We start from the raw sequence: 23,472 nt of genomic DNA, 5'->3' as shown, positions 1-23,472 counted from the left end.
AAGAATAGAAAAAGTATATATTCAAAAACGAAACCCGTACGTTAAAACCGAAAATACGAGGTTTTGCGTACGGGTTTCGCTTTTACATTATGGGCTGTCAGGCCCTACATTCGAAGCATCAAGCGGTGCACGGACAATGGAAGTAGAAGAGCTATAATATTCATCTGCCCCAATATCGTTCGTTGAACGCGTTTGACCATCCATATCCTCTGTAACGTAAGGATAGCTGCCGACAGCCGCATTAACGGCTGCGCTTCCAGAGGTTAACTTCTGCAGACCATTTATCGTTGTGAACGAAGGCGTTATGTTAAGAATTTCCGATGATGATCTTGAACGATTATTTACTGTACTGCCAAAGCCAATATTCCCTTCAAACACCGCGTTCGATGTTTTCACTTCCTCATAAAGCGTCCCGGTACTATTGCGAACGATGTTGTTGGCTACTCGACTATCTACGGGTGCTGAGGTATAGCTTCTGCCGATGATAATGCCGAATGTGCTGTTAACGATCGTGTTGTTCGCAACTTGAGCGCGATACACTCTCCAATGCTTGCTTAAATCCCCACTGCCATAGTTCGTGGAATTCGGTCCGCCATCCCAATCTCCGCCATCCAAGTTAATAGCGTCCGTAGTCAAACCTTCGAAGTAGTTATTATAAATGCGATGATCCGTCCCATAAATTCGGAACCCGCCCACTCCGGCCTTAGTTCCATTACCCAGAAAGAAGTTGCCATAAAATTGATTGTTATTCCCATGTCTTGCTGTTATTTGTCCCTGCGAGTTGCGGATGGTATTGTACCGAATCGTATTATTGCTGCTTTTCACCGAAATAACTTCCGGGTCCCCATCGCTATTCTCAAATAAATTATTCTCAACTGTCGAATTCCCGTTTAATAAGGATACACCGGATAAGCCAAGACGAATGCTCTCTTTCCCGTTGGTAATTCTCGGCGCGCTGTCATAGAAATAGTTGCGGTCAATAATCGTAAATCGCGACATATAGGTGCTTCCGTTTCCATCTACGGCGATGATAGGTCCGGGATCAGCCTTGGATCTGAATTCATTCCGATCAATCCGGTTATTATCGCTGTTGATACCTCTAATATTCACCCAGTTGTTCGTAGCTCCGGTCTCATTCAGATTGAATACGTTGCGTGTCAAGCGGATATGGTTGGATTCATCCATTTTCACTGCATTGTTGCTTGCGCTGGTCGTAGTTGTAAATTTCAAGCCCGAAATCGTTACATAAGACGACTGATACAGATAGAAATAGGCGCCGCCAGCCAGAATGGCTTGCCCGCGATTAACGGCTTTAATTGTAATTTCATTGCCATCCGTACCGTTAATCCCATTGATATTGATAGGACCTGTTTGGGAATAGGTGCCGTTCTCCAAATAAATGACCCTGCCTGGAATGGCTTGGTTAATTGCCGTCTGCAGCTGTCCCGGGGTGGAAACCGTTACTGAATCTTCAACAGGAGTTCCACCTGCATTCCCATAAATTTCTACCTCCGTATAGCTATTCCAAGCGTTCAGCGAATTGCCGTGCCCGACGATGCGCACATACCTAACAGAGGCTACATCAGAAAAATTAAAAGTTTGCAGGCCCTCGACCAAGCTGCTTGTTACATTTGCTTGAATGGTCGTAAAGGTCGTGTTGTCCGAAGAAGTCTGAATATCAAAAATTGAAGTGCGTGTCGAACCATTTAAGAAAGCAATTTTCACATAAGCTACTGTTGCACTAGAACCTAAATCAAATTTAATCCATTGCCCATCACCGCTGGCTGACCAGCGGGTTCCTGTATTTCCATCTACCGTATTAGCAGGAACATTCCCATCATTGGAACTTGCCGTTACATTAGATCCTGAAATTGTGAATTTGGTGTCTGCAGCAGCAGCAAATCCTGGAATCAAACTCATGAACAAGAATGCGCATAACAGTAACAGTGAAGCCTTCTTAAGTGATATCCTCATATAACTAACACCTTCCTTTTCATCTAATCTGATTGATTACCGCGACATGAAAGTGCTTACATAAATCTTGTCTTGCAAAGTGCTACTGAACACCACTTCCTTTCCTCATTTTCCAGATTATCTCGTGTTACCTCGTAATTGAACCTCATTTGGCTTCATTTGTTTATAGGCAAAAGCAAGTATGATGCGTAAAAAGCAAACTCAATCGTTTGTTTTTTGTAAACATGTAAGTGAAACAATAAAAATATAACCGCTGAACGAGAAAAAGAGCCCCTTTCGGACTCTTTACCAAAGTTAGATCTTTTGATACTTACCAGGAGTCATCCCTTCAAATCGTTTGAATATTCGCAAAAACGTGCTTACATCGGCATAGCCCACACGTCCGGCAATTTCATTTACGGTTAGTTTTTGCTCGGAAAGAAGTGCCTTGGCCGCTGTCAATCGCGTTTGGTTGATGAGATCGAGCAGAGTTTCACCTGTATGTTCCTTGAATATTTTGGACACGTAGGATGGCGTTAAGGAAAAGGATTCTCCGATCATCGAAATATTTAAATTCACATCTCGAAAATGCATCTCAATATAGGCTCGTATATCATTAATCAAATACGCGCGATGATTTTTCTTTTCGGTTTGAATCCATTCACAAACCTGCATAAGTACCCGATTCATATGCGTCATCATTTCCTGAATCGTTTCACAGTTCAATAAACATTCCACGTCTTTGACATGTGCCTCAAAATTCCGCCTGCTGATCGTACTCACCTCATCCAACGTCTTAAGCATAGTACTTGCCAGATTAAACAAAAGGCATTTGGCAAGTGCAACCGAAACAGGATGGACCTTGAAATTCGCCTCATAAATCTCTCCTAACAACAACTGTGCTTTGGGCAAGTTGCCCGTCTTCACATAGTAAATAAGCTGTTGTTCAACACTTAAAGGATAATAATAATTCCGCTGAGATTGCGCAGACTCCCTACTTTTCTCCTTGTACTGAATCAGTTGTCCGCTCCCAAGTACGATTCGATACTCCAGCGCTTCCAGCGCTTCATGATACGATTGTGAAATTCCATAAACATCACTGTGAACTCCGCTCACAGCAATCGTCATTTCGGCATGAATTTGTTCCTTCATGAAGGCTTGCGTTTGGGAGGCCATTCGATTTAATTCCTTAACTTCCTCTTCTTCACTTAGAAGTGGCTTCAAATTAATGATACACGCTATCAGTTCGTTCACTTCCGTTGAATAAACCGTTGCGTTCTTGCCAGCTAACTCCTCAATCACATTGCTTAAAATGAAGTGAATCATCTGCGTGTTCTGCCCGCAAGAGTCGCCCCCTTCATCATGTTGCAGCTTGCCATAAGCATCCACACTGAAAAGCAGCACTGCGAACCGATCGGAATGGAATTGAACGTTGTGGGTGATGAAAGATTCCTCAAGCGGAAATTTCCGATCCAATTGTCCCTTCAATAAACGTGTCAAGAAATGAGCTCTAATCGTATTATTATGTAGTTTCAATCGGTCACTGATGGCATCTTTTTCAACAAATGTATGATGAAGCGCGTTCTGTAGAAATGAATATTCATTGGATCTGCCATCAAAACGAAACCCTGATTTTTGCGTCATGTTCTGCAGCAGCACCCGAATCGGCATATAATTTTTTCGCAAAAAAATAATAGTAACAATAATGCCAATCAACAAACCTAAAGCAATACTCAATCTGGTTATATTCTTCAAGTATTCCATTTTTTCATTAAAAATGTTTGCCGGCAAAACCGATACATATTTCCAACCCGTTAGCTCAGATGTCAAGTAAGACAAAGCCGCTTTGTCTTGATTCATTTCTACATAAACCAAACCCTTTTTCCCAAGCAAACGCTCATAAGGCAGCTGATCTTGAAGCTTCTCTTTATCTTTGGACGATGCAATGAAGTGATTATCTTTATCCAGAATCAAAACTCTTGAATCATTATATTGCGGAAGACTTTCCAGCAGTTTATTCACGTTAATCAGGAAAATGAGAATAGGATGGGGCTGAATCGGATTATTGAAGATGAGCGAGCGGGCAAGCATCACCGTAGACGTGGGCTTTCCTTCGTTCCAATACACCATGGGGGAATACTTGTTGACATATTTACCAGCAAATAACTGAGTCCATTCCTCATAGGTAGTCTCATCGCGCTGCCTCATTATGGCATGAAGACCGCGGGAATCGATGTGGTTAAACGTGGATATGACGGTATCGCTATTCCCGTACATCACATAGATTTGCTCAATATAATCATTGGCATTCTGATACGTTCGTAAATTCTCAGCGATATTGAACAGTTGAAAATAATGATCATCGGATAGCGGCTTTTCTACATTTGTGAAAGAAACTATATTTTTGTTCAAAGCCACTTCCAAACTTAATTGTTCCAAGCCTTTTAACTTACTGTCAATGGATAATTCGATTTGAGTGAGAAGCAGCTCATTGGCCCGATTAATTTCTTTCTCCACCAAACTGTGCGTAGCAGAGTAAAGAATTAAACTAATCACAATAGGGACTAACAATACAGATAAGTAAGAGAATATCCATGTTACAATTACACTCCTATTATATTTTCGGAGCTGCAGCCGCATACGAATGACCTCCTGACCATATTTCTGTAATCATTATACATGGCTTATGAGAGCGATTACAAACGGTGTTCCATTTGATATTAAGTTTCTATAAAAAATAAACAAAGATCGATTGAAATTAAAATTAAAGTATACTATAGTTCATTTGGAAATTAAAGGAAATTAATTTCTTTCAAGCAACGAAAACCTATAGATTATATTAATTGGGAAAAATAGTATTATTAAAATATTATAAGGTAGTATCAAAATGTTAAATATTAGGAGGATAAAAACCATGTTAAAAAGCGCAAGTAAAAAATTACTCACTGTTGGTATCATCGCATCATCACTTGTTTTCTCATCTCAAGCTGCTTTTGCTCAAACTACAATTAGTGAAACTACTAATTACAATGACGATTACTATGTTGCCCAACCAATCCCCGCTTATGGAGACATTGCTAAAGGAACAATAAGTTCTCCTATTGATAAAGATTGGTATTCCATTCAAACTGGGCCAAACGATGGCGGAAGGACAATGACTGTTTTTCTACAGAACCCAACGGATTCGCACTACATTATCATTGTTAATAAAAATGATGCTTCGCCAGTCAATGTAACTTATCTTAATCCCGGAAACAATAATGATTGGGTTATGTTCACCACTGAAGCAAATACTCGCTATAACTTCGGGGTTATTAGATCAACTAACTCAAATTTTGATCCAAATGCGCATTATTACCTAACACCAAACATTTTTTAATTTAATAATAGAGTCACTAGGTCGCTCATCAGAGCGGCTTTTTATTTTTAATAAATTACACATAAAAATTTCAGGTAGAATACGAAACAAGCCTTTTAGTAGTTCCTGTCCTATTATTCACCGCAATTTCAATGTTATCAGTCCGATTACATACGGTAAAAATCTTGCAAACTATATGATACGCCTGAAGTGTACTGCACCGTCCCGCACAAAAGGCTGCACTAGGCAGCCTTTTGTGGTTTGTTCAACTATCGTTCTGCAGTAGTTTAATCTCTTACCCGTCAAATTAAAAAGTATTATATACATTTTCACACTCTTTCGCGCTCGGTTCATAAAAACAGTGCTTCTTCCATCGTCCTGCAAGCGGCTGATTGTACCAAGTTGCCGGACATGGTCCGGGATTATCGAACGTTCCTGGACGGAAATACCATAGGGAGAATTTGCCTGGCCAATCCCGCTCCCCATTTACAGTCCGTTGGGCCAGACGGCGTTCCCTCTCTCTTGCGTTTTGATAGTACATACCATGTTGCAATGCTTCGAACGCATGCGGCTGGTTGATCATTTGGGGAATTGTCCGGATTCCTTTGAAATCGGAGCAATTTGCTCTTATTCGGTTAATGCCAACATTTCCAACAAGGAGCATACCCTTTTCACCTTCGGTCTCAGCTTCTGCTCGAAGCAACCTTGCCAACATATCAATATCCTGTTTTCTGGCTTTTACGACTGCCATTGGCTCACCTCTTTAGATTTCTATACTCATCATATTGTAGGTGAAGCGGATGTGTTACTCTGGCAAAATAGTGAGCGATGATAAAGAGGTTCACTGTAAGTCACACATGTATTTACACGAGAAATTGATAATAATTAGAAGAACTAGGGATGAGTGTGGCGAACGACTGAAACGAACGATACAACTCAGTGATGACGCGGTGCCCCATCCAATCGTTTGGAAGCAGCGACACCGGCAGCATAGGATCCCTCAGGCTAATTTCGCTGATAACCTCTCCGACATGCAAATAAAGGACGAACAGCTCTAAAGGATCCATCCCGCCTCTGATTTCCTTATTCAAAGCCGGCACGAACTCGTCTTGATACCACTGCCACTTCTCCTGATGCAGGCGATGGATGTCAGCTAAAGGCCAAATGTCGGCTGCCCGCTCGGGAGTAATATCCCGAAACAAAATCGACGCTTCTGAGATAGTGACATATTCATCCATGGAGGCCGCTTGAATTAATGACAAAAGCTGCTTTCTATAATCCCAAGGAGAGACATATACGCCTTTATATAGTTGACCGAAACCAAGCTGCAGCAGCTGCAAACGGAATTGATCCCTTCTTTGCCTCTCCGATTCCGGTACCTCGAAGTGCACGAAATACCATTTGTGGTTCCAGTCCACATCGTATTGCCGCGGTTTCCGGTTCACGAAGGATACAAACTGCTCCCCTTTATCCAGTATGGAATACTGGGAACGCTCTTCCGCATGAATATACTTTTCTTTCTTCATTCGTGATAGAACGTTCCTGATCGACTGTTCCTTATAGCCACGTTTTGTATAAATTTGTACTAATTCTTTAGTATGCATGCAACGCTTTTTTGTCAGCAGGAAAAGTATCTGCTTTTCGATTGACAGCATTCGGTTTTGATCCCCTTCCAGAATACTTGTTATCCTCATCTTACAGTAATTTGACAAAAAAAGAAATGAAGAATATACTCACATTGTCGTCAAACGAATAATAAAAAGTATACGAAGGAGAAAAAATGAACCTTATTTTTCACGGACACTCTTGCATTCAAATCTCGGATGGGGAGCACTCAATCGTCATCGATCCGTTCTTGACCGGCAATCCCGTTGCCAAAGCGAAAGCCGAGGACATTCAAGTGCAATACATCTTGCTTACACACGGACACACGGATCACACCGCTGATGCGGAAGCTATCGCCAGAGCTAACGATGCCACCATTATAGCCACTTTTGAGCTAGCTACCTATTACTCTTGGAAGGGCCTCAAAACGATCGGAATGAACATCGGAGGAACTGTGGACTTAGGATTTGCCAAGGCAAAGCTTGTTCATGCATTCCACAGCTCTTCCATCATATCGGACGATTCCCAAAGCATCGTCTATGCAGGCATGCCGGGCGGATTTGTCATAGATTGGAACGGAGTTACGCTTTATCATGCCGGCGACACCTCCTTGTTCGGAGATATGAAAATGATCGGTGAACTCCACGATATTGATTACGCGGTACTGCCAATCGGGGATTTTTACACAATGGGACCTAAGGATGCTCTGCTTGCAGCAAAATGGCTGCAAGCAAAGAACGTGATCCCGGTTCATCACAGCACATTCCCGGGCATCGTGCAAGATACTGTCGCCTTCACCGCGCAGCTGAAGGATCAAGGAATTGATGGCTTCGCTCTCCAGCCAGGAGAACAACTTACACTTGTAAAATAATTTTTTTCAGCAATGTATTGTTCAACATTAATAAGAAACTCAACGAGTCCCATCTTTGATATTTTTTTCGAATATGTTGATTACCTAGTAGCATGTGAACGTGTAAAAAGAGGCTGTCCCAGAAGTCAATTCAGACTCGAGACAGCCTCTTGCTTTCGATATTACAATCTACAGCCGTTTCCCCGTCAATAAACCTCTTACAAGCGACAAATCCATGTAAAGGAACTGAGAGACGCTATTTGAGCAAATAGCGGGGATGCGAGGGTCGTAGCGGAACTACAGGGTCTTATTTTCACCAAAAACGCTGAATTTCCCATGAAACAACAAATTAGCGTACTGGAGTTCCCTCAACCTCGCGATTTGGACACTTTTTGCTATAATAGCGCACTGGAGTTCCCTTATTTCCGCGCGTGACAGCTGGGTTAACTCATTCACTAAGCCAAACTGCTATCCTGTTCAGAAGATTCACTGGGTAACTAAAGCGTCATCAAAGCTTGCCGTCGAGGAAGCCATGCGGTAGCCGAAAGCAGGATGACGATGGCTGAGAAAATGGTCATTAGTTTTTTAGCCGAATACATGAATGATTCTCCCCCTATTTCATATTCATCTACTTGCCAAATGAACAGAGATCGCCGAGTACAACCGCTGAGCAATTTGCTCCATACCAGCCTGGGATGGATGCACCAAGTCGACGGTCTGATTTTCCGGGTCTACTAGATCCCGGCTAGGAATGCCAATAATACCCGAATGATTAAGGTTGAGGACGGCCTGTTGAACAATTGCACGAAATAGCTCGGACTTGGGGTCCCCTGATGCATCCATGGCAAACCAGAACATATCCATGACAAACAGTTTGCGGTTGCCAAGTCCAGCAGCTAATCTATTCAGAAAGATGTCAACAGCTTCACGAAACGTTTCCGCAGTCCAGTCATACACCACATTGATTCCGAGCTCTACAGTAGCGAACTCCCATCCTTCCTGCTCTATCATAAAATCAGCCATCTGCGGCTCAAGCTTAGCCCCGCCTGCAAGCCCGAAATTAAGCAGTTCAGAACCAAGCAGCTGCGCCAGACGGAAGGCATACGTTCCTGTAGGGGACAAAGCTGAACTTCCGTGAGTAATCGAGGAGCCATAGGCTAGATAACCTTTAACAGGGGCCGTCATGCTGTTGGGCGGCTCTATTTCCCCTTCAATAGTAGATAAATATACCTTCCCTAAATAGGGAAGCACGAGTCGATACAGTTCCTTATCGGTATTTTGCGGCAGGATCATTGCTACCTCCGGCAGCAGCTCATATCTTTGGATGACAATTCTGTTATATCCCGGATGCAAAGAATAAGTCTCAGCCTGCAAGCCCGCTATGACAAGCACTGCCAACGTTAAGGTCACCGGTCTGCCTTCATGCGGCTCCCACCACAATCCGATTGCTGCCCGTTCGCCGGACATGCGGAATCGGATTTCTGATCCTGCAGCGCTCTGGGCGTTTCGCTGAGCAATTTCATTCAGCGTCAACCGCAGTTTTTCCGGCATTCGGCATAATCGATGCCCTTTGATTTCGTCTTCCACCCATTCGGCTACATGATAAAGCTCAACCTTTGGTTCATGAAATGGATAAAACATTGTTATCCTCCTAAGCATCTATCAACCTTTGACCCCAGACATCGCAACACCTTGGACAAAATATTTTTGGGCAAAAATAAACAGCACAATCGTAGGCAGCACAGCTACAGCAGCTCCGGCCATTTGCAGCGCATAGTCAGCGCCCGCTTCGGTTTGGAAATAGGATAAGCCTACCGTTAGCAGTTGCTTCTTCATGTCCGTTATGAATACAAAAGGCGATGCGAAATCGTTCCATGTCCATAAAAAAGTAAACAATACCATCGTGACAAGCGCCGGTTTGGCCAGCGGTAAAATGATCCGATAATACACTTTATAATGCGAACAACCATCGACAATGGCCGCTTCGGATATTTCTTTGGGAATGCCAATGAAAAATTGTCTTAGCAAGAACAGGAAGAAGACATCAAAAGCCGCAGGTAAAATAATCGCCCAATGCGTATTATTCAAATGAAGGTACTTATACAACAAGAACCTCGCTACAATTGTCGTATCGGAGGGAATCATCATCTTGGCGATCAAGATCATGAAAATGACATTTTTAAATCGGAATTCCAGTCTTGCAAAAGCATAAGCCGCCATAGTCACGAGCAGTCCCCTTAACACAAGAACGCCCAGTACGACTTTAACCGAATTGAAATACCAGATGAAGTAAGTTTTATGTTTGAAGATAGTTTCGAAATTGCCCGTAAACGGATGGCTGATCAGAAGAGAAGCCGGATGCTGTGTCATCTCTAGCGGAGTTTTCAACGAAAATGAAATCATGAACAGAAACGGAATGATCATCACAATGCCGATGAGAAGCATCACGTAGGTAAGCAATAATTTCGGTTTTAATAATGTACCCATTTTTTTTGCCCCCTCCATTGAATGATCGTAATGACTAAAATGATGGCAAACAACAGAATTGCTTGAGCGGAGGCAAAGCTATATTTGTTGTAAGCAAAGGCTTCTTCGTAAATATTTAATGAAATAACACGCGATGAAGTACCTGGACCGCCATTCGTCAAGTTACGGAAAATCGCATAGTTTTGAAATGATCCGATAATATTGGTAATAACCAGGAAGAAGGTCGTCGGTGAAATTAATGGCAGCGTAACGCTCATAAACTTCCTAAACCGTCCTGCCCCATCGAGTTCCGCTGATTCGTACAAATCTTTTGGCACTCCTTGTAGAGCCGCTAAGTATACAATGGTTGGGAAAGCCAGAGAATGCCAAACTTCAACGCCGGCAATCGTTGGCAGCGAGGTGTGAATGCCCCCCAACCAAAGCGGCGGATGTGCAATCCCTGCAGCTACAAGCAGTTTGTTCACAACGCCATCATACGGATTAAGCAAAATAGAAAACACAATCGCGATCGCCACAACGTTCGTTACATAGGGCAGCATAATCAACGTTCGTGCTAATGTTCTCAAATGAAAACTCGCATTAAACAGCATAGAGAGCAGCAACGCTGCAATAATAACGCCTGGCACGTAACAAACCATAAACAGAAAGCTTCTTCCGAATGAACTTAAGGCAATGGGATCCTTCAAGACATTGATATAGTTAGCAAGTCCGGTAAAGTGTAAGTCCGATAAGCTTTTAAAGCTGTTGTAATCCAATACGCTGATGACAAATGCGTAAAGGGTAGGCAGTAAATAAAAAAGCGCAAATCCTGCCACGAAAGGCGTGACAAACCAGAAAGCCACCTTTTCTTCGTTCGTAATCCGCAGCATGCACCATTCTCCTCTTTTTAGGAAGGAGGACACCACCATGATGTCCTCCTCCGTCACTTCTCATTTATTGTTTGCTGGCCGCTTGAATCGCTTGGTCTTCTCTTTGTTTAATCGATTTAACAGCATCATCCACGGATTTCTGACCGGCAAAGTACAACTCGGATTCCTGCATAATAATATTGCTATACTCACTCATCGCACTGCCTAGCAATTTCTCCTGCGTGAAGCCTAGTCCATTATCAAGCAGTGCTTTCCGAAGATCGTCGGCTGTCACACTGCCTTGTGATTTATCCGCGATATTTTTCAGTACCGCATTCATATCTTCCTTGCTCAGATTCTTCTGTGCCGGGAATTCGCCTCTTTCTTTATAGCTGTTCTCTGCAAAGTACGACAGGAAATCAAACGCTTCCTTAGGGTGAACGGATTTTTTATTAATGGCGAGCGCGGAGGTCACCCCGATATTGTTATTGCCTTTGCCATCATCGGGTGTAGGCGGTTGAACGACGCCCCATTTCCAGTCACGCGGATATTTCTCGAAATTGTTTAATGAACCCAAGTACCATGTTCCGATGAAATGCATCGCATACTTGCCTTCCAAGAATCCGAGATTAGACAATTTCTTCGTCTTGAACTCAATCCAGGACGGCTGAATTTTGTGAACAGCACTCAAATCGTTGTACCATTTCAGCGCATCTTTAAATGCGGGATCGTCATAATTGGATGTTCCGTCTGCTTTATAACCTGGCACATTTTTTTGTCTGGACTGCAAGTATAAGTAGTTATCGAAAGTAAGCATGTAGGAGCCGTAGGTCCCTTTTTCCGGTTTTGTTAATTTTTTGGCCGTCTCAATGTATTGGCTCCACGTCCAATTTCCAGTAGGATAAGGAACACCTGCTTCATCAAACAACTTTTTGTTATAAAAGACAGCCCACATCGACAAATTCATTGGTAAATAATAGACTTCATCTTTGTATTTGGTGAGTGAGTCCCCATAAATTTTGTCAATATCATAATTAGCCTGCTTGGCCAAGTCTTTCATGGGATACAAGAAATCTCTGGAAGCATACTTGTTCTGATCGATTGGATTTGAAAGGCCAATAATATCCGTTTTGTCACCGGAGAGCATAGCGATGTCAATTTTCTTCATAGCTTCATCCAGCGTCCCTGGCAGAATATTAAGCTCCAGCTTGTTCCCTGTTTTGGTCTCCCATTGTTTCTTTAATTTATCATTGGGAGTGCCATCTTCCCACTCTTTCTGACCCGCTGATGTAATGAACATGGATAACGTTACCGGCTCAGTCTTTTTCGGTGCACTGCTCGCAGAAGCTGCTGCTCCTGTTTCATTCTTCGTTGTGGTAGCGCTGCCACATCCGCTCAAAAGGCTTAATCCGACGACCGAAGACAAACTAATGAATGCCCAACTTCTCTTTAACCCCTGCATAAAAGCGCCTCCATTTTGTGAATTCCACATGTATTGTGTTGCTACGAGTTTCATTGTAGGGGGAATACGAGTAAATAAATAGGGGATGCTTTTTGGATTAGGTTTGATCTTTTTGACTGTTGTGGATATCGCTCGGAAGTTCTTTAGAAGTTACTTTACACGAATAGAATGCGTGATTATGATAGAGTCAAAGGAGTGAGTCCGATGAACGATACCTATAAAATTATGATTGTTGACGATGAATTCGAGATTCGGGAAGGCTTAAACTCCTATTATTGGGAACGTTTTCAATTCCAGGTTATTGGTTGTGCGGCCAACGGCAAGCAAGCGCTCGACCTCCTGCAGAGGAATGACGTGGATGTCGTCCTCACCGATATTAAGATGCCCGTTATGGACGGCATCGAACTCAGCAGAGAGATTAACATACATTATCCTCATGTCAAAATTGTCATTTTGTCCGGATACAAAGAATTTACATACGCCCGTGATGCCCTTCAAGCAGGCGTATCTGAATATTTGTTGAAACCCGTGGACCTAAAGCACCTTAATGAAAGTATAATGAAATTAAAACTTCAATTGGATGCAGACCGGCAATCGTCGCAAAAACTGCAATCCTATGAAAATCAGTTAGCGGGTAGTTTGCCTGCTGCCAGAGATCACTTTTTCCAATCATTGATCGAGGATGCCTTGCCTGAATACCATGAGGCCAAAGAGAAAATGAGCCTATTGGAAATTGAAATGAATGCGACCTACTATTGTTGCGCAGCTCTCAAGCTCGAAACCCAAGCAAATCCTGACAGTCATTTACCTAATGCCAATCTGATGACGAAGGCCCACACTATTCTCGAACGTCATCTCGATGCGGGTCAATGTCAAAGCTACACGCTTAGGAAAAAGGCTGGCGAACTAGCCGTCTTCCTAAATTTGAACGCGACATCTGTTCCTCCTCGTCGATCGCTTTCTTTGATATTAGAGCAAATCCTATCATCCATTGAACAGGAGACAGGTTCCCGATCTATCATAGGCCTTGGTGAAGTTTATCCGAGCATACTCTCTTTCCCGGATTCGTACAAGCAAGCAAGAAGTATCATGGAGCGAAACATTTTCTGGGAACGTGGCGGATTGTTTCTATGGGATCAAGCGGATGGACATCCAGTTGAACGCAAGACATATCCCTATCTCTATGAAACTAAACTGCTCGACGCTGTTCTGGAGGGGAATCAAGACAATAGTTTGCTGCAGTTTCAGCAATTTTGGAATAGCTGTGGTCTAGAATCCGAACGAGCTGAGCTTCCCATCGTCCTTCGATACTTGCTGCCGCTTTTCACAATGCTGGAGCGAAGACTAGATCTGCATGGCGCTTCGTTTGAATCCATGGCAAGTCTCCATATGCCTTTTACTGAATTTATAGAACGATTTCCAACCTTGTCTCAATTAAAAATGGCGTTGGATCGCTTACTTTCAGACATTTCCCTGCAAATCAAACAAATAAACGACGACGTGCAAACGACCTCTCATTCGGCTGTCCAGCAAGTCAAAAAATATATAGATGAGCATTACAGCGAAAAAATCACCTTAAATCAAATGGCTGAACTCGTTTACCTCAATCCCAGCTATTTCAGCATTCAATTCAAAAAAGAAACTGGCATTAACTTTATCGACTATTTAAAAAATTGCCGGATGGAAAAAGCGAAGGAATTGCTGCGCCGCATTGATCTAAAGGTCTATGAAATCGGTGAATTAGTCGGCTACCAAGACCGCAAATATTTCGCTACGACCTTCAAAAGCCACACCAAATTAACGCCGCTCGAGTACCGTCAATCCTTCATCACTTACTGAAAGCGGTGTCACCATGGAACGTCTGAAGCTGCTTCTAAAAAGCTTTCTCTATAACCATTCGATTCGTAAGAAACTGCTGTTCAGCTCGGTACTTCTCACTTTGACGTTAGCCTCCACCTTTTATTGGTTGTCTGAAGCCTTCGTAAGTCGACTTATCGTGCAAGAAAAAGCGGAATACCAAGTCAATGAATTTAAGCAAACAGCTAATTACTTCAAATCTCTATTCGCAGATCTGGATGCCAATACGAACAAGCTAGTCAACGAAGCCTCGATTCTTAAAGCCGTCAACGAACCGTTCCCGCAAAACGATTTCATCCAAATTGGACAGCGGGTGCAGACACTGACAAGCGAGATCAATGACACCTTGTTATACCATGATTATGTCGACAAAATTATCGTATTAGGTAAAAACAATCTGGTCTATCTATATGAATATGATAATGGCGGCAAATATGCGGGAACGGACTTTATGTATACGCATTGGCTCAATGAGAGTGCTGCTTATCTAAATAAGCAGCAAGAAGGCGTTCCATTTTACTATACATCCTCGGGTGCACCGCTCTCCACAGGCTTGGACGAACAAACGCTAGCTAACATGCTTGATCATAAAATTGCTTATTACCGCACAATCCGCTTGGAAAATGAAACGATAGGCACCATGATGGTTACATTTAACATCCCTGAGTTCTCTAAAGAATTATTTTATAGCTCAAACACCGATGAGACCCTTCAATTGCTGACAAATCAACATTTGCCTATTTGGAGCAACAAGCCTTATAGCTTGGATAAAGCCATCTTCCCTTCTTCCCTGCAATCGGATGATGCTTCATACAAAATCATTCAAAAAAACGGAAGTAAAGTGCTGGTTACTCATTTTCAGCTATCCTCTTATCCCTTTGAACTCATGAGCGAATTCCCTATCGCATCCATCTTAAATAGCAAAGGCGGAACACACTCTTTTGTCTTCCTTTTCGGTCTGGGATCGCTTCTATTTGTCATGATCTTATCGTTCTGGTTTGCCGGAACCTTATCCAAGCCGTTGTTTGAATTAACACGGGGATTATCCGCAGGGTTTGATGCACTGAACGAACGCGCGCCTCTTGAACCGCGGATTATCTTCCCTAATTATCGTGTGCGCCCCAAGTTACTTGCCTACTTTATCCTCACAACCATTGTCCCCAACTTGCTGTTCGTCCTGTTGCTGACATACGTTCATTATGATAATTATCAAAATAAGGTGATGCAGTTTACAGAAAGCACGATACAACAAGTCAAACGCAATATCAATTATAATCTGAAAAACTACGACCGCTTAACTCAGCAGCTCATTTATCATCCCGAAGTCCAACAAACGATGCGTAAATCGGAAACAATTCCTTTACAGCCAACGGATAACATGATGTTCGAGCTTCAATTCGGCAATATCAAGCAGCGGAAACGGGAGTTTCTTTCCCTGGAACTCTACAACCGAACCCGTGAGCGAATTTATTCAGGCATGTATGCAAGCACAGTTCCGATTTCGAAGACCGATCCGCGTGTCTTTGAGAAGCTGGATCACAGCTCAGGTGAGTTGCAGCTCATCGGTACCTATCGCAATTTGTATATGACGCCAGTACTCACATTTGCCAGAAAAATCAGCAGTTCTAGCGTATCCAATCTTGGATACCAGCTTGGATATCTGATCGTCAATGTTGAACAGGACATGCTGAACAATATTTACAGAACGATTCGCATCGGAGATTCCGGTTATTTCTTTCTGATCGATGCTAGCGGCACCATTCTATCCCATGACAACGACGAGCTCACCTCACATGTGCTAGAGAAGGAAGACCCCCTCGTTTCCGAGATGATGCAGCAGGAGCGCGGTTCCTATTTCAAAAATGCTGGCAATAAACGTTATATGGTATTCTACGACACCGCCTCCTACTTTGGCATAAAAATGGTAGGTATCGTCCCTTCCGATGAATTGAAGAAAAAGTTGTTTACCCTTATCTGGTACAGCGCCGCTTTCTTCGCTCTGTTCGGCATCCTGATTATGCTGACAGCAACCTTGATCTCAAATCTAATTAGCAAACCGCTGCGGAAGCTGCAAGACTTGATGAATGAAGTGAACGACGGAAACTTCGAAGTGCGGATGAATCACAAAGGCCGAGATGAAATTGCCGTTCTAGCCCGACATTTCAACAACATGATCAAGCGTTTAAATGAATTAATTCATGAAAATTATCAATCGAAGATCCGCGAGAAGGAGCTCATGTTTCTTGAGAAAGAAGCTCAGCTTCACGCCCTTCAGCAGCAAATTAACCCCCACTTTTTATACAATACGCTCGAATCCATTAAATGGATGGCCTTTCGACAGGGGGCTAACGAAATCGTTGAAATGACAACGGCGTTAGGGCAATTTTTCAGAGGAAGTATTAGCAAAAAGAGCGGATTAGTTCGGATGTCAGAGGAACTAGACCATCTGGAGCAATATTTGCGGATTCAAAAAATTAGAGCAAAAAATCGTTTCATTGTGATTTGGGATGTCTCAGACGCCTTACAAAATTCCTTAACCGTCAAATTGATTTTACAGCCCATCGTAGAAAACGCGATTATACACGGTCTGGATACAATAGAAGCGGACGGTCTGCTGATGATCAAAGGGTATATCGAAGGAAACCATATACATATCGAAATTCTCGATAATGGCGCAGGGATGAGCGAGGAGCAATTACATCGTCTGCGATTGATCCAAGCGGATCCCCGGGAGCCTAACGAATCCGGTATTGGGCTGATCAATGTGTTCCAGCGATTACATTTGTATTTTAACGAGAGCTTTACCTGGGAAATCGACAGCCAGTTGGGCAGAGGAACGCTTGTACAACTCCATCTGCCTGATATGTCAGAGATGGATTCCATTATTTAATCCTGGCTTGGTTCAACGGTAAGATACCTCGATCTGCCAACGAGCTTTGTGCATCTGAGCAACCTGCTGTCAATAAGGTTTGAACTAGCTTGGTAAACGTGGTAGACTTTTTCGAGAGGCCGCCTCTTTCACAAAGAGCGGCCTTTTTAATCTATTTCGACGACAGGCTCTTCTAGGAGTTGACATCAACTTATGATTGTGGAAAATCACCTTATACTTTGGAACCATGCATCACTTAGAATAATTGATGTGCAGCGGAAGGTGCTGCCGATTGGCGAGTATTTGCACACATCCCAGCTTTCGTCGAGTGCTCTATTATTCACGATAAAAGGTCGTGCTCGCCTCCTGCTGGATGGATATGAGCACCATGTGGAGAGTGGCTATGTGTGTCACGCTGGCAAAGGCACAGTGCTTACTATCACAGACGTCACCGACCATTTAGAATATTATATTATTCTGTATAAGGCCTCTCTACCGCTCCCTTGCAGCCAAGATCATCTTCAGTTGCTGGCTCGCACGGACCCCTTTGAGATCCAATATGGTTTTGCGGTCAGTCATGCTGCTCCGCTGCTCGTCTTCTTGTCCCGTATGAAGAGAGAATGGGACCAGCCGGAAGCGATGGCGAAACTGCAGGCGAAATCATTATTCTATCAGTTCATTTGCGAGCTGATGGGACAACTGCAACACCTGAGATTGGAGCAGGCTTCACCAGAGGATATCGTGCTGCAGGCTGTCAGATACATGGATGAACACTATTCCGAACCGATCACCGCAGACACACTTGCAGCGCTATTGAATTGCAGCTCTCGGACCATGCAGCGAATGTTCAACAAGCGGCTGGCACTTGGGCCGATTGATTACCTGATGCAGATTCGGATAGACAAGGCCAAGGAATTACTTTGTCGTACGAATGCAGGGCTCAAGACTATTGCCGAAGCCGTCGGCTATGCAGATAGTTACTATTTTAGCCGATTATTTAAGCGTTACACGGGCGTTTCTCCAAGCACGTATCGAGAATCGATGCATCAAGCCAGAGATATTGAACCAGAGAAAGTTACTACTGTGATCACGCCTAAGCTAGAAACAGTTAGCAGCGTAAAGAATACGGCGTCAGATCCACTTGATGCTGCTGTCCGTCGCTCCCTGCGGACGATCATTCATCTTAGAGGCGAACTGCTGCTCCAGCGGCAGCCTGAGAAAATTGCTGTGCTGGATCCCCAGTTTATGGACCATATGCTGGCTCTAGGTGAACAGCCGGCTGGCAGTGTCATGGTAACCGGGTATCTTAACAGCTTTCCTGAGTATCTGATCAGCAAGCTTCGTACGGTCCAGGCCTTGGGCACGTTGAATGAACCCGATCTGGAAGCCCTGCGTGCTTTGGCGCCCGATCTGATCATCTGTACCGAATTCCAGAAGAACATCTATGAAAGCCTCACACATATAGCGCCGACCGTCATGCTCGAACGAAATCGTGACTGGCGAGAAACATTGCGAACCCTCGGGCGGATTATGGGCAAGAAACTCGAGGCGGAACAAGTCATACAGCAGTATAAACACAAAATCAGCGGGCTGAAATCGCTGCTCGCAGCCAAGCTGCATGGGCAGTCGGTAACGATGATCCGGCCGCGGGACAATACCATTAGGCTGCATACATGTGCTCATCGTACTGCGGCCATTCTATACAGCGATCTGGGGCTGCACCCGCCGAAGCTGGCGGTTGACCGCAAAAGGACCAGTTCAATGATAGCATTGGAGGGTTTGCCGGAGTTGGATGCGGATCATTACTTCGTATTGACCGACAACAAATTTAAAGCTTGGTCGGATGAGATCCAGACCACGACTACATGGAAAAGTCTGCGCGCCGTGCAGCAGCATCATGTTTATCACGCCAAAGCAAGCATTTGGATTGCTTATTACGGCCCTATCGCGATGAATCAGGTGGTCGATCAAGTCGCGGGAGTCTTCTTGGACGCCAATTAATCTATTTCTTATACAAACACTGTTGTTTCCGGATCCTCCGATCCGGGCAGCAGTGTTTTTTGTGTCGCCACAATCCATGGAGATTGGCGCGAATATCCATTGAAGATAATGGAACTAGCCGTTATAGTGTTGTAAGTGACGATGAGTTTCATTCTCAATAAGAAAAAACGGAGGAATTATATCATATGTATCCAAAAATTAAGTTTGCATGGACCCTTAGCCTGTTAATAAGTTTGGTTTTATTTTTGGGCGCCTGTTCAAATCAAGGCAGCAATAACGCTGGAATAGGAACGGCGAATTCTGCTACCACCAAAACGACGGAGCCCGCAAACGGCAACTCCGTGGTGACACCCGCCCTCGCAGCGCCGGTTACTATTCAGCATCTGAAGGGTGAACTAACGCTCAAGAGCGTACCCAAAAAAATTGTCGTGTTGGACGTTCAGTTCGCGGATCAAATGCTGGCGCTAGGCTTTAAGCCCGCGGGCAGCGTAATAGCCGAAACCGACAACGGACTCCCTCCCTATTTGGGCGATAAGATGGGTAATATTCCGCTGCTTGGCACCTATTTGGAACCTAATCTGGAAGGAATCATTGCCATAGAACCGGATCTCATCATCGCAACGGATTACCATAATAAGATATACGATAATTTAGTGAAAATCGCACCGACGATTATCCTACAGCGCACAGAGGATTGGCAGACCGTACTCTTGAAGTTTGGGCAAATCTTGAATAAGCCGAAAGAGGCACAAGATATCGTTAATGGTTACAAACAAAAAATAAGCGATCTAAAAACGGCATTGGCAACTAAAATGAAGGGACAAACGGTTGCCTTGGTCCGGCCTAGAGATAAAATGATTCGTCTCCAAACGACATCACATCGAACCTCACAGATTCTGTATGACGATCTGGGCCTGACTCCACCCCAAATGGCAATCAACGCCAAGGATGCAAGTACCATGATTTCACTAGAAGTTCTCCCGGAATTGGCTGCCGATCATCTGTTTCTCCTTCAGGACGATACGAATCTGGAGCTAACGACGAAATTTCAGGACACATCGATCTGGAAAAATCTGAAGGCGGTTAAGGACAAACATGTTTATGCCGAAAACACGGCGCAGTGGATCGGTTATTATGGACCTATTGCCATCAACTTGATTGTCGATCAGATCGCTGATGCGCTCAAATAAATCCTTTTGAACCACGAATATTAGGGGGTTATGGTGTATGAACAAGCAGTCGCGGCTCGCGCTGGATGAATGGGATTACTTGAGCCGACATTTTGGCTTGCGTGAATATGGTGCAACTCATCCTGTTGATTCGGTGAGAGCTTTGGACTTGCTCGACGTGGAGATGTGTTCCGATTATCTGGACCGACTGACATTACTTCTAAAGTCCCCATCGAGGATGATCACAGCTTCGCAGTTTTTTAAAAGATACGCTGCCTTAACCGCTGTTCCGCTGCTGTACGCCATGACAGTGTACAACAAAGGACTCGATTTATCTGCTGATAATTGCTTGCTTATATCTTCACCGGGTCGCTCTTGGCTGGAGAATGTCAGTCTTGCCGATATTGACGCTGTCATGCCCTCAGCTGGCGAACGGCATATTTGGCGCAATACGGTAATTCAAGCTCTTTTTGCGGGGAATATAGGGAAATTAATAGCGCTCATGTCTAGACTAGCCAATAGTCCAAAATCGATATTATGGGAAAATGTTGCGGTTCGTGTATTCTCGCTATACGAGAAACGAATCGGGGTAACGGGTGAGCAGCAAGAGCAGTCCCGAGCCGACTTTCAGTATCTGATTCATCAGGCTCCTGGTGCTCTATTCGGGGAAAAACAAAACCCGTTAAGCCACTTTTATGGCAAACCGACATTTTCATCCGTTTCCAGTCCTTCGCGGGTTCGCAAAACCTGCTGCTTCTACTATGAGGTCTCCAGTGTCGAGGAATACTGTTCCAGCTGCCCGAAGTTGAAGCACTAAGGGTTACTCCAACAACAAACAAAGCGTCGCCCAGTTCCCTGGGCGACGCTTTGTTTGCGGCTAGGTCACACAGTCAATAACCTTGAGGCAAGCCCGAGCTCAAGTTACTAACACATTTTCCTTTTGATCTGGTACACACTCTAAATTAATGCCCATAAATCGCACCTTATCTGGGACGATTATTTCAAACCGATCAGAGTTTTGGTCATATGCCGCTACTCGCATGTACGTTCTGTAATTAAGTGTAATCTTTGCTGGATTTTTCAACCCTTCGCGTTTCCACCTAAAGTCATCTACTGCTTTTAACACTTCTTCGGTTGCATCCTTCAATTCAAATTTACTAGTCATAACAGATCATTTTCACCAACTTAACATGTATGTTTATTAAATTATATAAACATAACCATCCGCTTGTCTAATCAAGTTTTGATAAAGAAGACTACAATCGACTCCAGCTCATCTCCAATCCTCTCACGCAAAATTCGAAGCTTTTTTGCAATTGGCAAGCAATCGGTGCTGGAGCAGATTTCGGGGGATATCCTGAAACATACGAAACAGTGACACGGAAGCTGGCCATGTTGGACAAGAGGTTAAACCAGTTGCTTCTCCAGAAACGCTCGAATGGAGGGATCCATGCACAGTCCGATGGCCCGGCTATATGCGGCTCGAGCCTCTTCGAATCTATTCATCCTTTTGCACAAATGGGCTCTCAGCGCCCAGTAGGGCTGATAACTCTTAACCGCTTCTGCCGGTATTTCATTCAAAAGCGCCATCCCGGTGTCGGCGCCGCGCGCTTCGCCAACAGCTGCCGCGCGGCCGACAATTGCACCGATCGTTGGAGCAATGCCCACGAGTCCCTCGTACAGCAGCGCAATCTCTTCCCATTCCGTACGGCTAGTCCTGGCACGCTGAACATGCACGGATTGAATCGCCGCTTCAAGCTGGAACCGTCCGATGCGATTCCCTTGAGCGGCAGAGCGAAGGTGATGTTCCGCTTCCTCAATCATCTCGATAGACCAACGTGAATGATCCTGTTCGGATATGGGTACATAGTCGCCTGCCTCATCGCGCCGGGAATGGCGGCGCGCTTCGCAATATAACATAAAAGCCATCAATCCCAGCGCTTCTGGTTCCTCTGGCATGAATTGCACGATCAGCTTCCCCATGAAAATCGCTTCCTCGGCAAGACTATGCCGACGAGGATCTTCGCCGTTTATGCCATCCCAGCCGCTTCCATAGGCTGCATAGACGGCTTCAAGAACGGCATTAAGGCGCTCAGGCCATTCGTCCTTTCCGGGCAAGTCGAATATTATGTCGCCGCTCTTCAGTTTCGCTTTCGCGCGGGTGAGGCGCTGCCCCATTGTTGCAGGCTTAACAACGAAGGCAGAAGCAATGCGGGCTGCGTCAAGACCAAGTACGGACTGGAGCATGAGCGGTGTACGCACGGCTGGATCAATTTCGGGATGGGCGCAAATAAACAGCATCTTGAGCCGTTCATCCGGAAAAGAAGCTTCGAGTCCGGCCCATTGCTGCATACTTTTCGCCAATGCGATCAAAGTCTGCTCCGCACCGGCATGGACTCGGGCATGCCGGGTACCATCGATCAATCGACGCTGCGCTACAGTAAGCAGCCAGGACTCGGGATTATCCGGCACTCCGGTCACAGGCCATGCTTCCAGCGCAGCCAAGAAAGCGTCGGCAAGCGCATCCTCCGCTGCAGCCGGGTCACGCCAACGTACAGCCAGAAAAGCAACCAGACGGCCGTAGGAATCACGGGCCGTCTGTTCAATCATGTGGTGAGCATGCATCGCGCTCATTGATACAAGTTAAGGCGGACTTCAACCGAGCTGCCGGGACAACGTGCCGCCCATTCCAAAGCGGTGTCTAAATCTGGCACATCGATGATGGCCAAACCACCAATTTGCTCCTTGGTTTCGGTGATCGGGCCATCCTGAACCCGCAATTCGCCGCCCTTACGGCTGAGCGTGGTTCCAGTCTCCGGGGACTGGAGACCTGCGGTACTTACCACAATGCCGGATTCAATCATCGCTTTGACATAATGCGTCCAGCTTGCGACATATGCCTCCTTGTGAATCGGATCGATTCGTTTGGCGAAATCCTCCGTTGATTCATACATTAGCAGTGTGTATTTCATGGCTATTGCTCCTCTCTTTCATGTCTTCACTATAAAGACGA

18 protein-coding genes are annotated in these 23,472 nt (G+C 44.6%); 7 read left to right on the top strand and 11 right to left on the bottom strand.

Annotation, left to right across the window (positions count from 1 at the left end; all coding sequences use genetic code 11):
- Window positions 1–87 precede the first annotated feature (87 nt).
- A complete protein-coding gene (locus LOZ80_RS05320) occupies window positions 88–1,974 on the bottom strand; it encodes a chondroitinase-B domain-containing protein (RefSeq protein WP_238170451.1) in 1,887 nt (628 codons plus the stop codon).
- A 294-nt stretch (window positions 1,975–2,268) separates the two neighbouring features.
- Window positions 2,269–4,593: a helix-turn-helix domain-containing protein gene (locus LOZ80_RS05315; protein WP_238170450.1), complete on the bottom strand. Its 2,325-nt coding sequence runs from the start codon at window positions 4,591–4,593 to the stop codon at window positions 2,269–2,271.
- A 274-nt stretch (window positions 4,594–4,867) separates the two neighbouring features.
- Between LOZ80_RS05315 and LOZ80_RS05310 the strand changes: the two genes are divergently transcribed.
- Window positions 4,868–5,332: a hypothetical protein gene (locus tag LOZ80_RS05310; protein WP_238170449.1), complete on the top strand. Its 465-nt coding sequence runs from the start codon at window positions 4,868–4,870 to the stop codon at window positions 5,330–5,332.
- Between the two features lie 286 nt (window positions 5,333–5,618).
- On the opposite strand, the gene LOZ80_RS05305 is transcribed toward LOZ80_RS05310, so the two are convergent.
- Together LOZ80_RS05305 and LOZ80_RS05300 are read right to left on the bottom strand one after the other, a co-directional pair.
- Window positions 5,619–6,062: a cell wall hydrolase gene (locus tag LOZ80_RS05305; protein WP_238170448.1), complete on the bottom strand. Its 444-nt coding sequence runs from the start codon at window positions 6,060–6,062 to the stop codon at window positions 5,619–5,621.
- A 112-nt stretch (window positions 6,063–6,174) separates the two neighbouring features.
- A complete protein-coding gene (locus tag LOZ80_RS05300; protein ID WP_238170447.1) occupies window positions 6,175–6,837 on the bottom strand; it encodes a PaaX family transcriptional regulator C-terminal domain-containing protein in 663 nt (220 codons plus the stop codon).
- Window positions 6,838–7,091: 254 nt separating this feature from the next.
- Between LOZ80_RS05300 and LOZ80_RS05295 the strand changes: the two genes are divergently transcribed.
- Complete coding sequence (locus LOZ80_RS05295; RefSeq protein WP_238170446.1) at window positions 7,092–7,787, top strand: metal-dependent hydrolase; 696 nt, start codon at window positions 7,092–7,094, stop codon at window positions 7,785–7,787.
- Between the two features lie 603 nt (window positions 7,788–8,390).
- On the opposite strand, the gene LOZ80_RS05290 is transcribed toward LOZ80_RS05295, so the two are convergent.
- From LOZ80_RS05290 to LOZ80_RS05275, 4 genes are all read right to left on the bottom strand, one after another.
- Window positions 8,391–9,407, bottom strand: coding sequence for an SGNH/GDSL hydrolase family protein (locus tag LOZ80_RS05290; RefSeq protein WP_238170445.1), 1,017 nt, complete (start codon window positions 9,405–9,407; stop codon window positions 8,391–8,393).
- A 21-nt stretch (window positions 9,408–9,428) separates the two neighbouring features.
- A complete protein-coding gene (locus LOZ80_RS05285) occupies window positions 9,429–10,253 on the bottom strand; it encodes a carbohydrate ABC transporter permease (protein ID WP_238170444.1) in 825 nt (274 codons plus the stop codon).
- Complete coding sequence (locus LOZ80_RS05280; protein ID WP_238170443.1) at window positions 10,238–11,122, bottom strand: carbohydrate ABC transporter permease; 885 nt, start codon at window positions 11,120–11,122, stop codon at window positions 10,238–10,240. The genes LOZ80_RS05285 and LOZ80_RS05280 overlap by 16 nt, the downstream gene beginning before the upstream one ends.
- Window positions 11,123–11,186: 64 nt before the next feature.
- Window positions 11,187–12,563 carry an ABC transporter substrate-binding protein gene (locus LOZ80_RS05275; protein ID WP_238170442.1) on the bottom strand — a complete coding sequence of 459 codons (1,377 nt, stop codon included), beginning with the start codon at window positions 12,561–12,563 and terminating at the stop codon, window positions 11,187–11,189.
- A 204-nt stretch (window positions 12,564–12,767) separates the two neighbouring features.
- Here LOZ80_RS05275 and LOZ80_RS05270 point away from each other — a divergent pair, with 204 nt between their 5' ends.
- The 5 genes from LOZ80_RS05270 (at window position 12,768) to LOZ80_RS05250 (ending at window position 21,276) form a co-directional block, all read left to right on the top strand.
- Entirely contained in the window at window positions 12,768–14,402 is a 1,635-nt protein-coding gene (locus tag LOZ80_RS05270) for a response regulator (RefSeq protein WP_238170441.1), read from the top strand.
- Window positions 14,403–14,415: 13 nt separating this feature from the next.
- On the top strand, window positions 14,416–17,310 hold the full coding sequence (locus LOZ80_RS05265) for a sensor histidine kinase (RefSeq protein ID WP_238170440.1): 2,895 nt from the start codon (window positions 14,416–14,418) through the stop codon (window positions 17,308–17,310).
- Between the two features lie 192 nt (window positions 17,311–17,502).
- Entirely contained in the window at window positions 17,503–19,290 is a 1,788-nt protein-coding gene (locus LOZ80_RS05260) for an AraC family transcriptional regulator (protein ID WP_238170439.1), read from the top strand.
- A 185-nt stretch (window positions 19,291–19,475) separates the two neighbouring features.
- Entirely contained in the window at window positions 19,476–20,480 is a 1,005-nt protein-coding gene (locus LOZ80_RS05255) for an ABC transporter substrate-binding protein (protein ID WP_238170438.1), read from the top strand.
- A 37-nt stretch (window positions 20,481–20,517) separates the two neighbouring features.
- A complete protein-coding gene (locus tag LOZ80_RS05250; protein WP_238170437.1) occupies window positions 20,518–21,276 on the top strand; it encodes a ferric iron reductase in 759 nt (252 codons plus the stop codon).
- A 99-nt stretch (window positions 21,277–21,375) separates the two neighbouring features.
- Here the strand turns inward: LOZ80_RS05250 and LOZ80_RS05245 are convergent, their stop codons facing one another.
- From LOZ80_RS05245 to LOZ80_RS05235, 3 genes are all read right to left on the bottom strand, one after another.
- Complete coding sequence (locus LOZ80_RS05245) at window positions 21,376–21,624, bottom strand: hypothetical protein (protein WP_238170436.1); 249 nt, start codon at window positions 21,622–21,624, stop codon at window positions 21,376–21,378.
- Window positions 21,625–21,866: 242 nt separating this feature from the next.
- On the bottom strand, window positions 21,867–23,069 hold the full coding sequence (locus LOZ80_RS05240; protein ID WP_238170435.1) for an RNA polymerase sigma factor: 1,203 nt from the start codon (window positions 23,067–23,069) through the stop codon (window positions 21,867–21,869).
- A 20-nt stretch (window positions 23,070–23,089) separates the two neighbouring features.
- Window positions 23,090–23,431: a YciI family protein gene (locus LOZ80_RS05235; protein ID WP_238170434.1), complete on the bottom strand. Its 342-nt coding sequence runs from the start codon at window positions 23,429–23,431 to the stop codon at window positions 23,090–23,092.
- Window positions 23,432–23,472: the final 41 nt, after the last annotated feature.

It is taken from the genome of Paenibacillus sp. HWE-109 (genome assembly GCF_022163125.1).
Taxonomy (GTDB): Bacteria; Bacillota; Bacilli; order Paenibacillales; family NBRC-103111; genus Paenibacillus_E.
The sequence above is the reverse complement of the archived record's forward strand: the minus strand, read 5'-3'. Positions and strand labels throughout refer to the sequence as shown.

What these genes read in the sequence shown, in the direction of transcription:
- LOZ80_RS05285 (WP_238170444.1), bottom strand. Translation starts at nt 10,253, where the DNA reads ATGGGTACATTATTAAAACCGAAATTATTGCTTACCTACGTGATGCTT.
- LOZ80_RS05280 (WP_238170443.1), bottom strand. Translation starts at nt 11,122, where the DNA reads ATGCTGCGGATTACGAACGAAGAAAAGGTGGCTTTCTGGTTTGTCACG.
- LOZ80_RS05265 (WP_238170440.1), top strand. Translation starts at nt 14,416, where the DNA reads ATGGAACGTCTGAAGCTGCTTCTAAAAAGCTTTCTCTATAACCATTCG.
- LOZ80_RS05245 (WP_238170436.1), bottom strand. Translation starts at nt 21,624, where the DNA reads ATGACTAGTAAATTTGAATTGAAGGATGCAACCGAAGAAGTGTTAAAA.
- LOZ80_RS05260 (WP_238170439.1), top strand. Translation starts at nt 17,503, where the DNA reads ATGATTGTGGAAAATCACCTTATACTTTGGAACCATGCATCACTTAGA.
- LOZ80_RS05310 (WP_238170449.1), top strand. Translation starts at nt 4,868, where the DNA reads ATGTTAAAAAGCGCAAGTAAAAAATTACTCACTGTTGGTATCATCGCA.
- LOZ80_RS05255 (WP_238170438.1), top strand. Translation starts at nt 19,476, where the DNA reads ATGTATCCAAAAATTAAGTTTGCATGGACCCTTAGCCTGTTAATAAGT.
- LOZ80_RS05235 (WP_238170434.1), bottom strand. Translation starts at nt 23,431, where the DNA reads ATGAAATACACACTGCTAATGTATGAATCAACGGAGGATTTCGCCAAA.
- LOZ80_RS05315 (WP_238170450.1), bottom strand. Translation starts at nt 4,593, where the DNA reads ATGCGGCTGCAGCTCCGAAAATATAATAGGAGTGTAATTGTAACATGG.
- LOZ80_RS05300 (WP_238170447.1), bottom strand. Translation starts at nt 6,837, where the DNA reads ATGAAGAAAGAAAAGTATATTCATGCGGAAGAGCGTTCCCAGTATTCC.
- LOZ80_RS05320 (WP_238170451.1), bottom strand. Translation starts at nt 1,974, where the DNA reads ATGAGGATATCACTTAAGAAGGCTTCACTGTTACTGTTATGCGCATTC.
- LOZ80_RS05270 (WP_238170441.1), top strand. Translation starts at nt 12,768, where the DNA reads ATGAACGATACCTATAAAATTATGATTGTTGACGATGAATTCGAGATT.
- LOZ80_RS05305 (WP_238170448.1), bottom strand. Translation starts at nt 6,062, where the DNA reads ATGGCAGTCGTAAAAGCCAGAAAACAGGATATTGATATGTTGGCAAGG.
- LOZ80_RS05295 (WP_238170446.1), top strand. Translation starts at nt 7,092, where the DNA reads ATGAACCTTATTTTTCACGGACACTCTTGCATTCAAATCTCGGATGGG.
- LOZ80_RS05290 (WP_238170445.1), bottom strand. Translation starts at nt 9,407, where the DNA reads ATGTTTTATCCATTTCATGAACCAAAGGTTGAGCTTTATCATGTAGCC.
- LOZ80_RS05240 (WP_238170435.1), bottom strand. Translation starts at nt 23,069, where the DNA reads ATGATTGAACAGACGGCCCGTGATTCCTACGGCCGTCTGGTTGCTTTT.
- LOZ80_RS05250 (WP_238170437.1), top strand. Translation starts at nt 20,518, where the DNA reads ATGAACAAGCAGTCGCGGCTCGCGCTGGATGAATGGGATTACTTGAGC.
- LOZ80_RS05275 (WP_238170442.1), bottom strand. Translation starts at nt 12,563, where the DNA reads ATGCAGGGGTTAAAGAGAAGTTGGGCATTCATTAGTTTGTCTTCGGTC.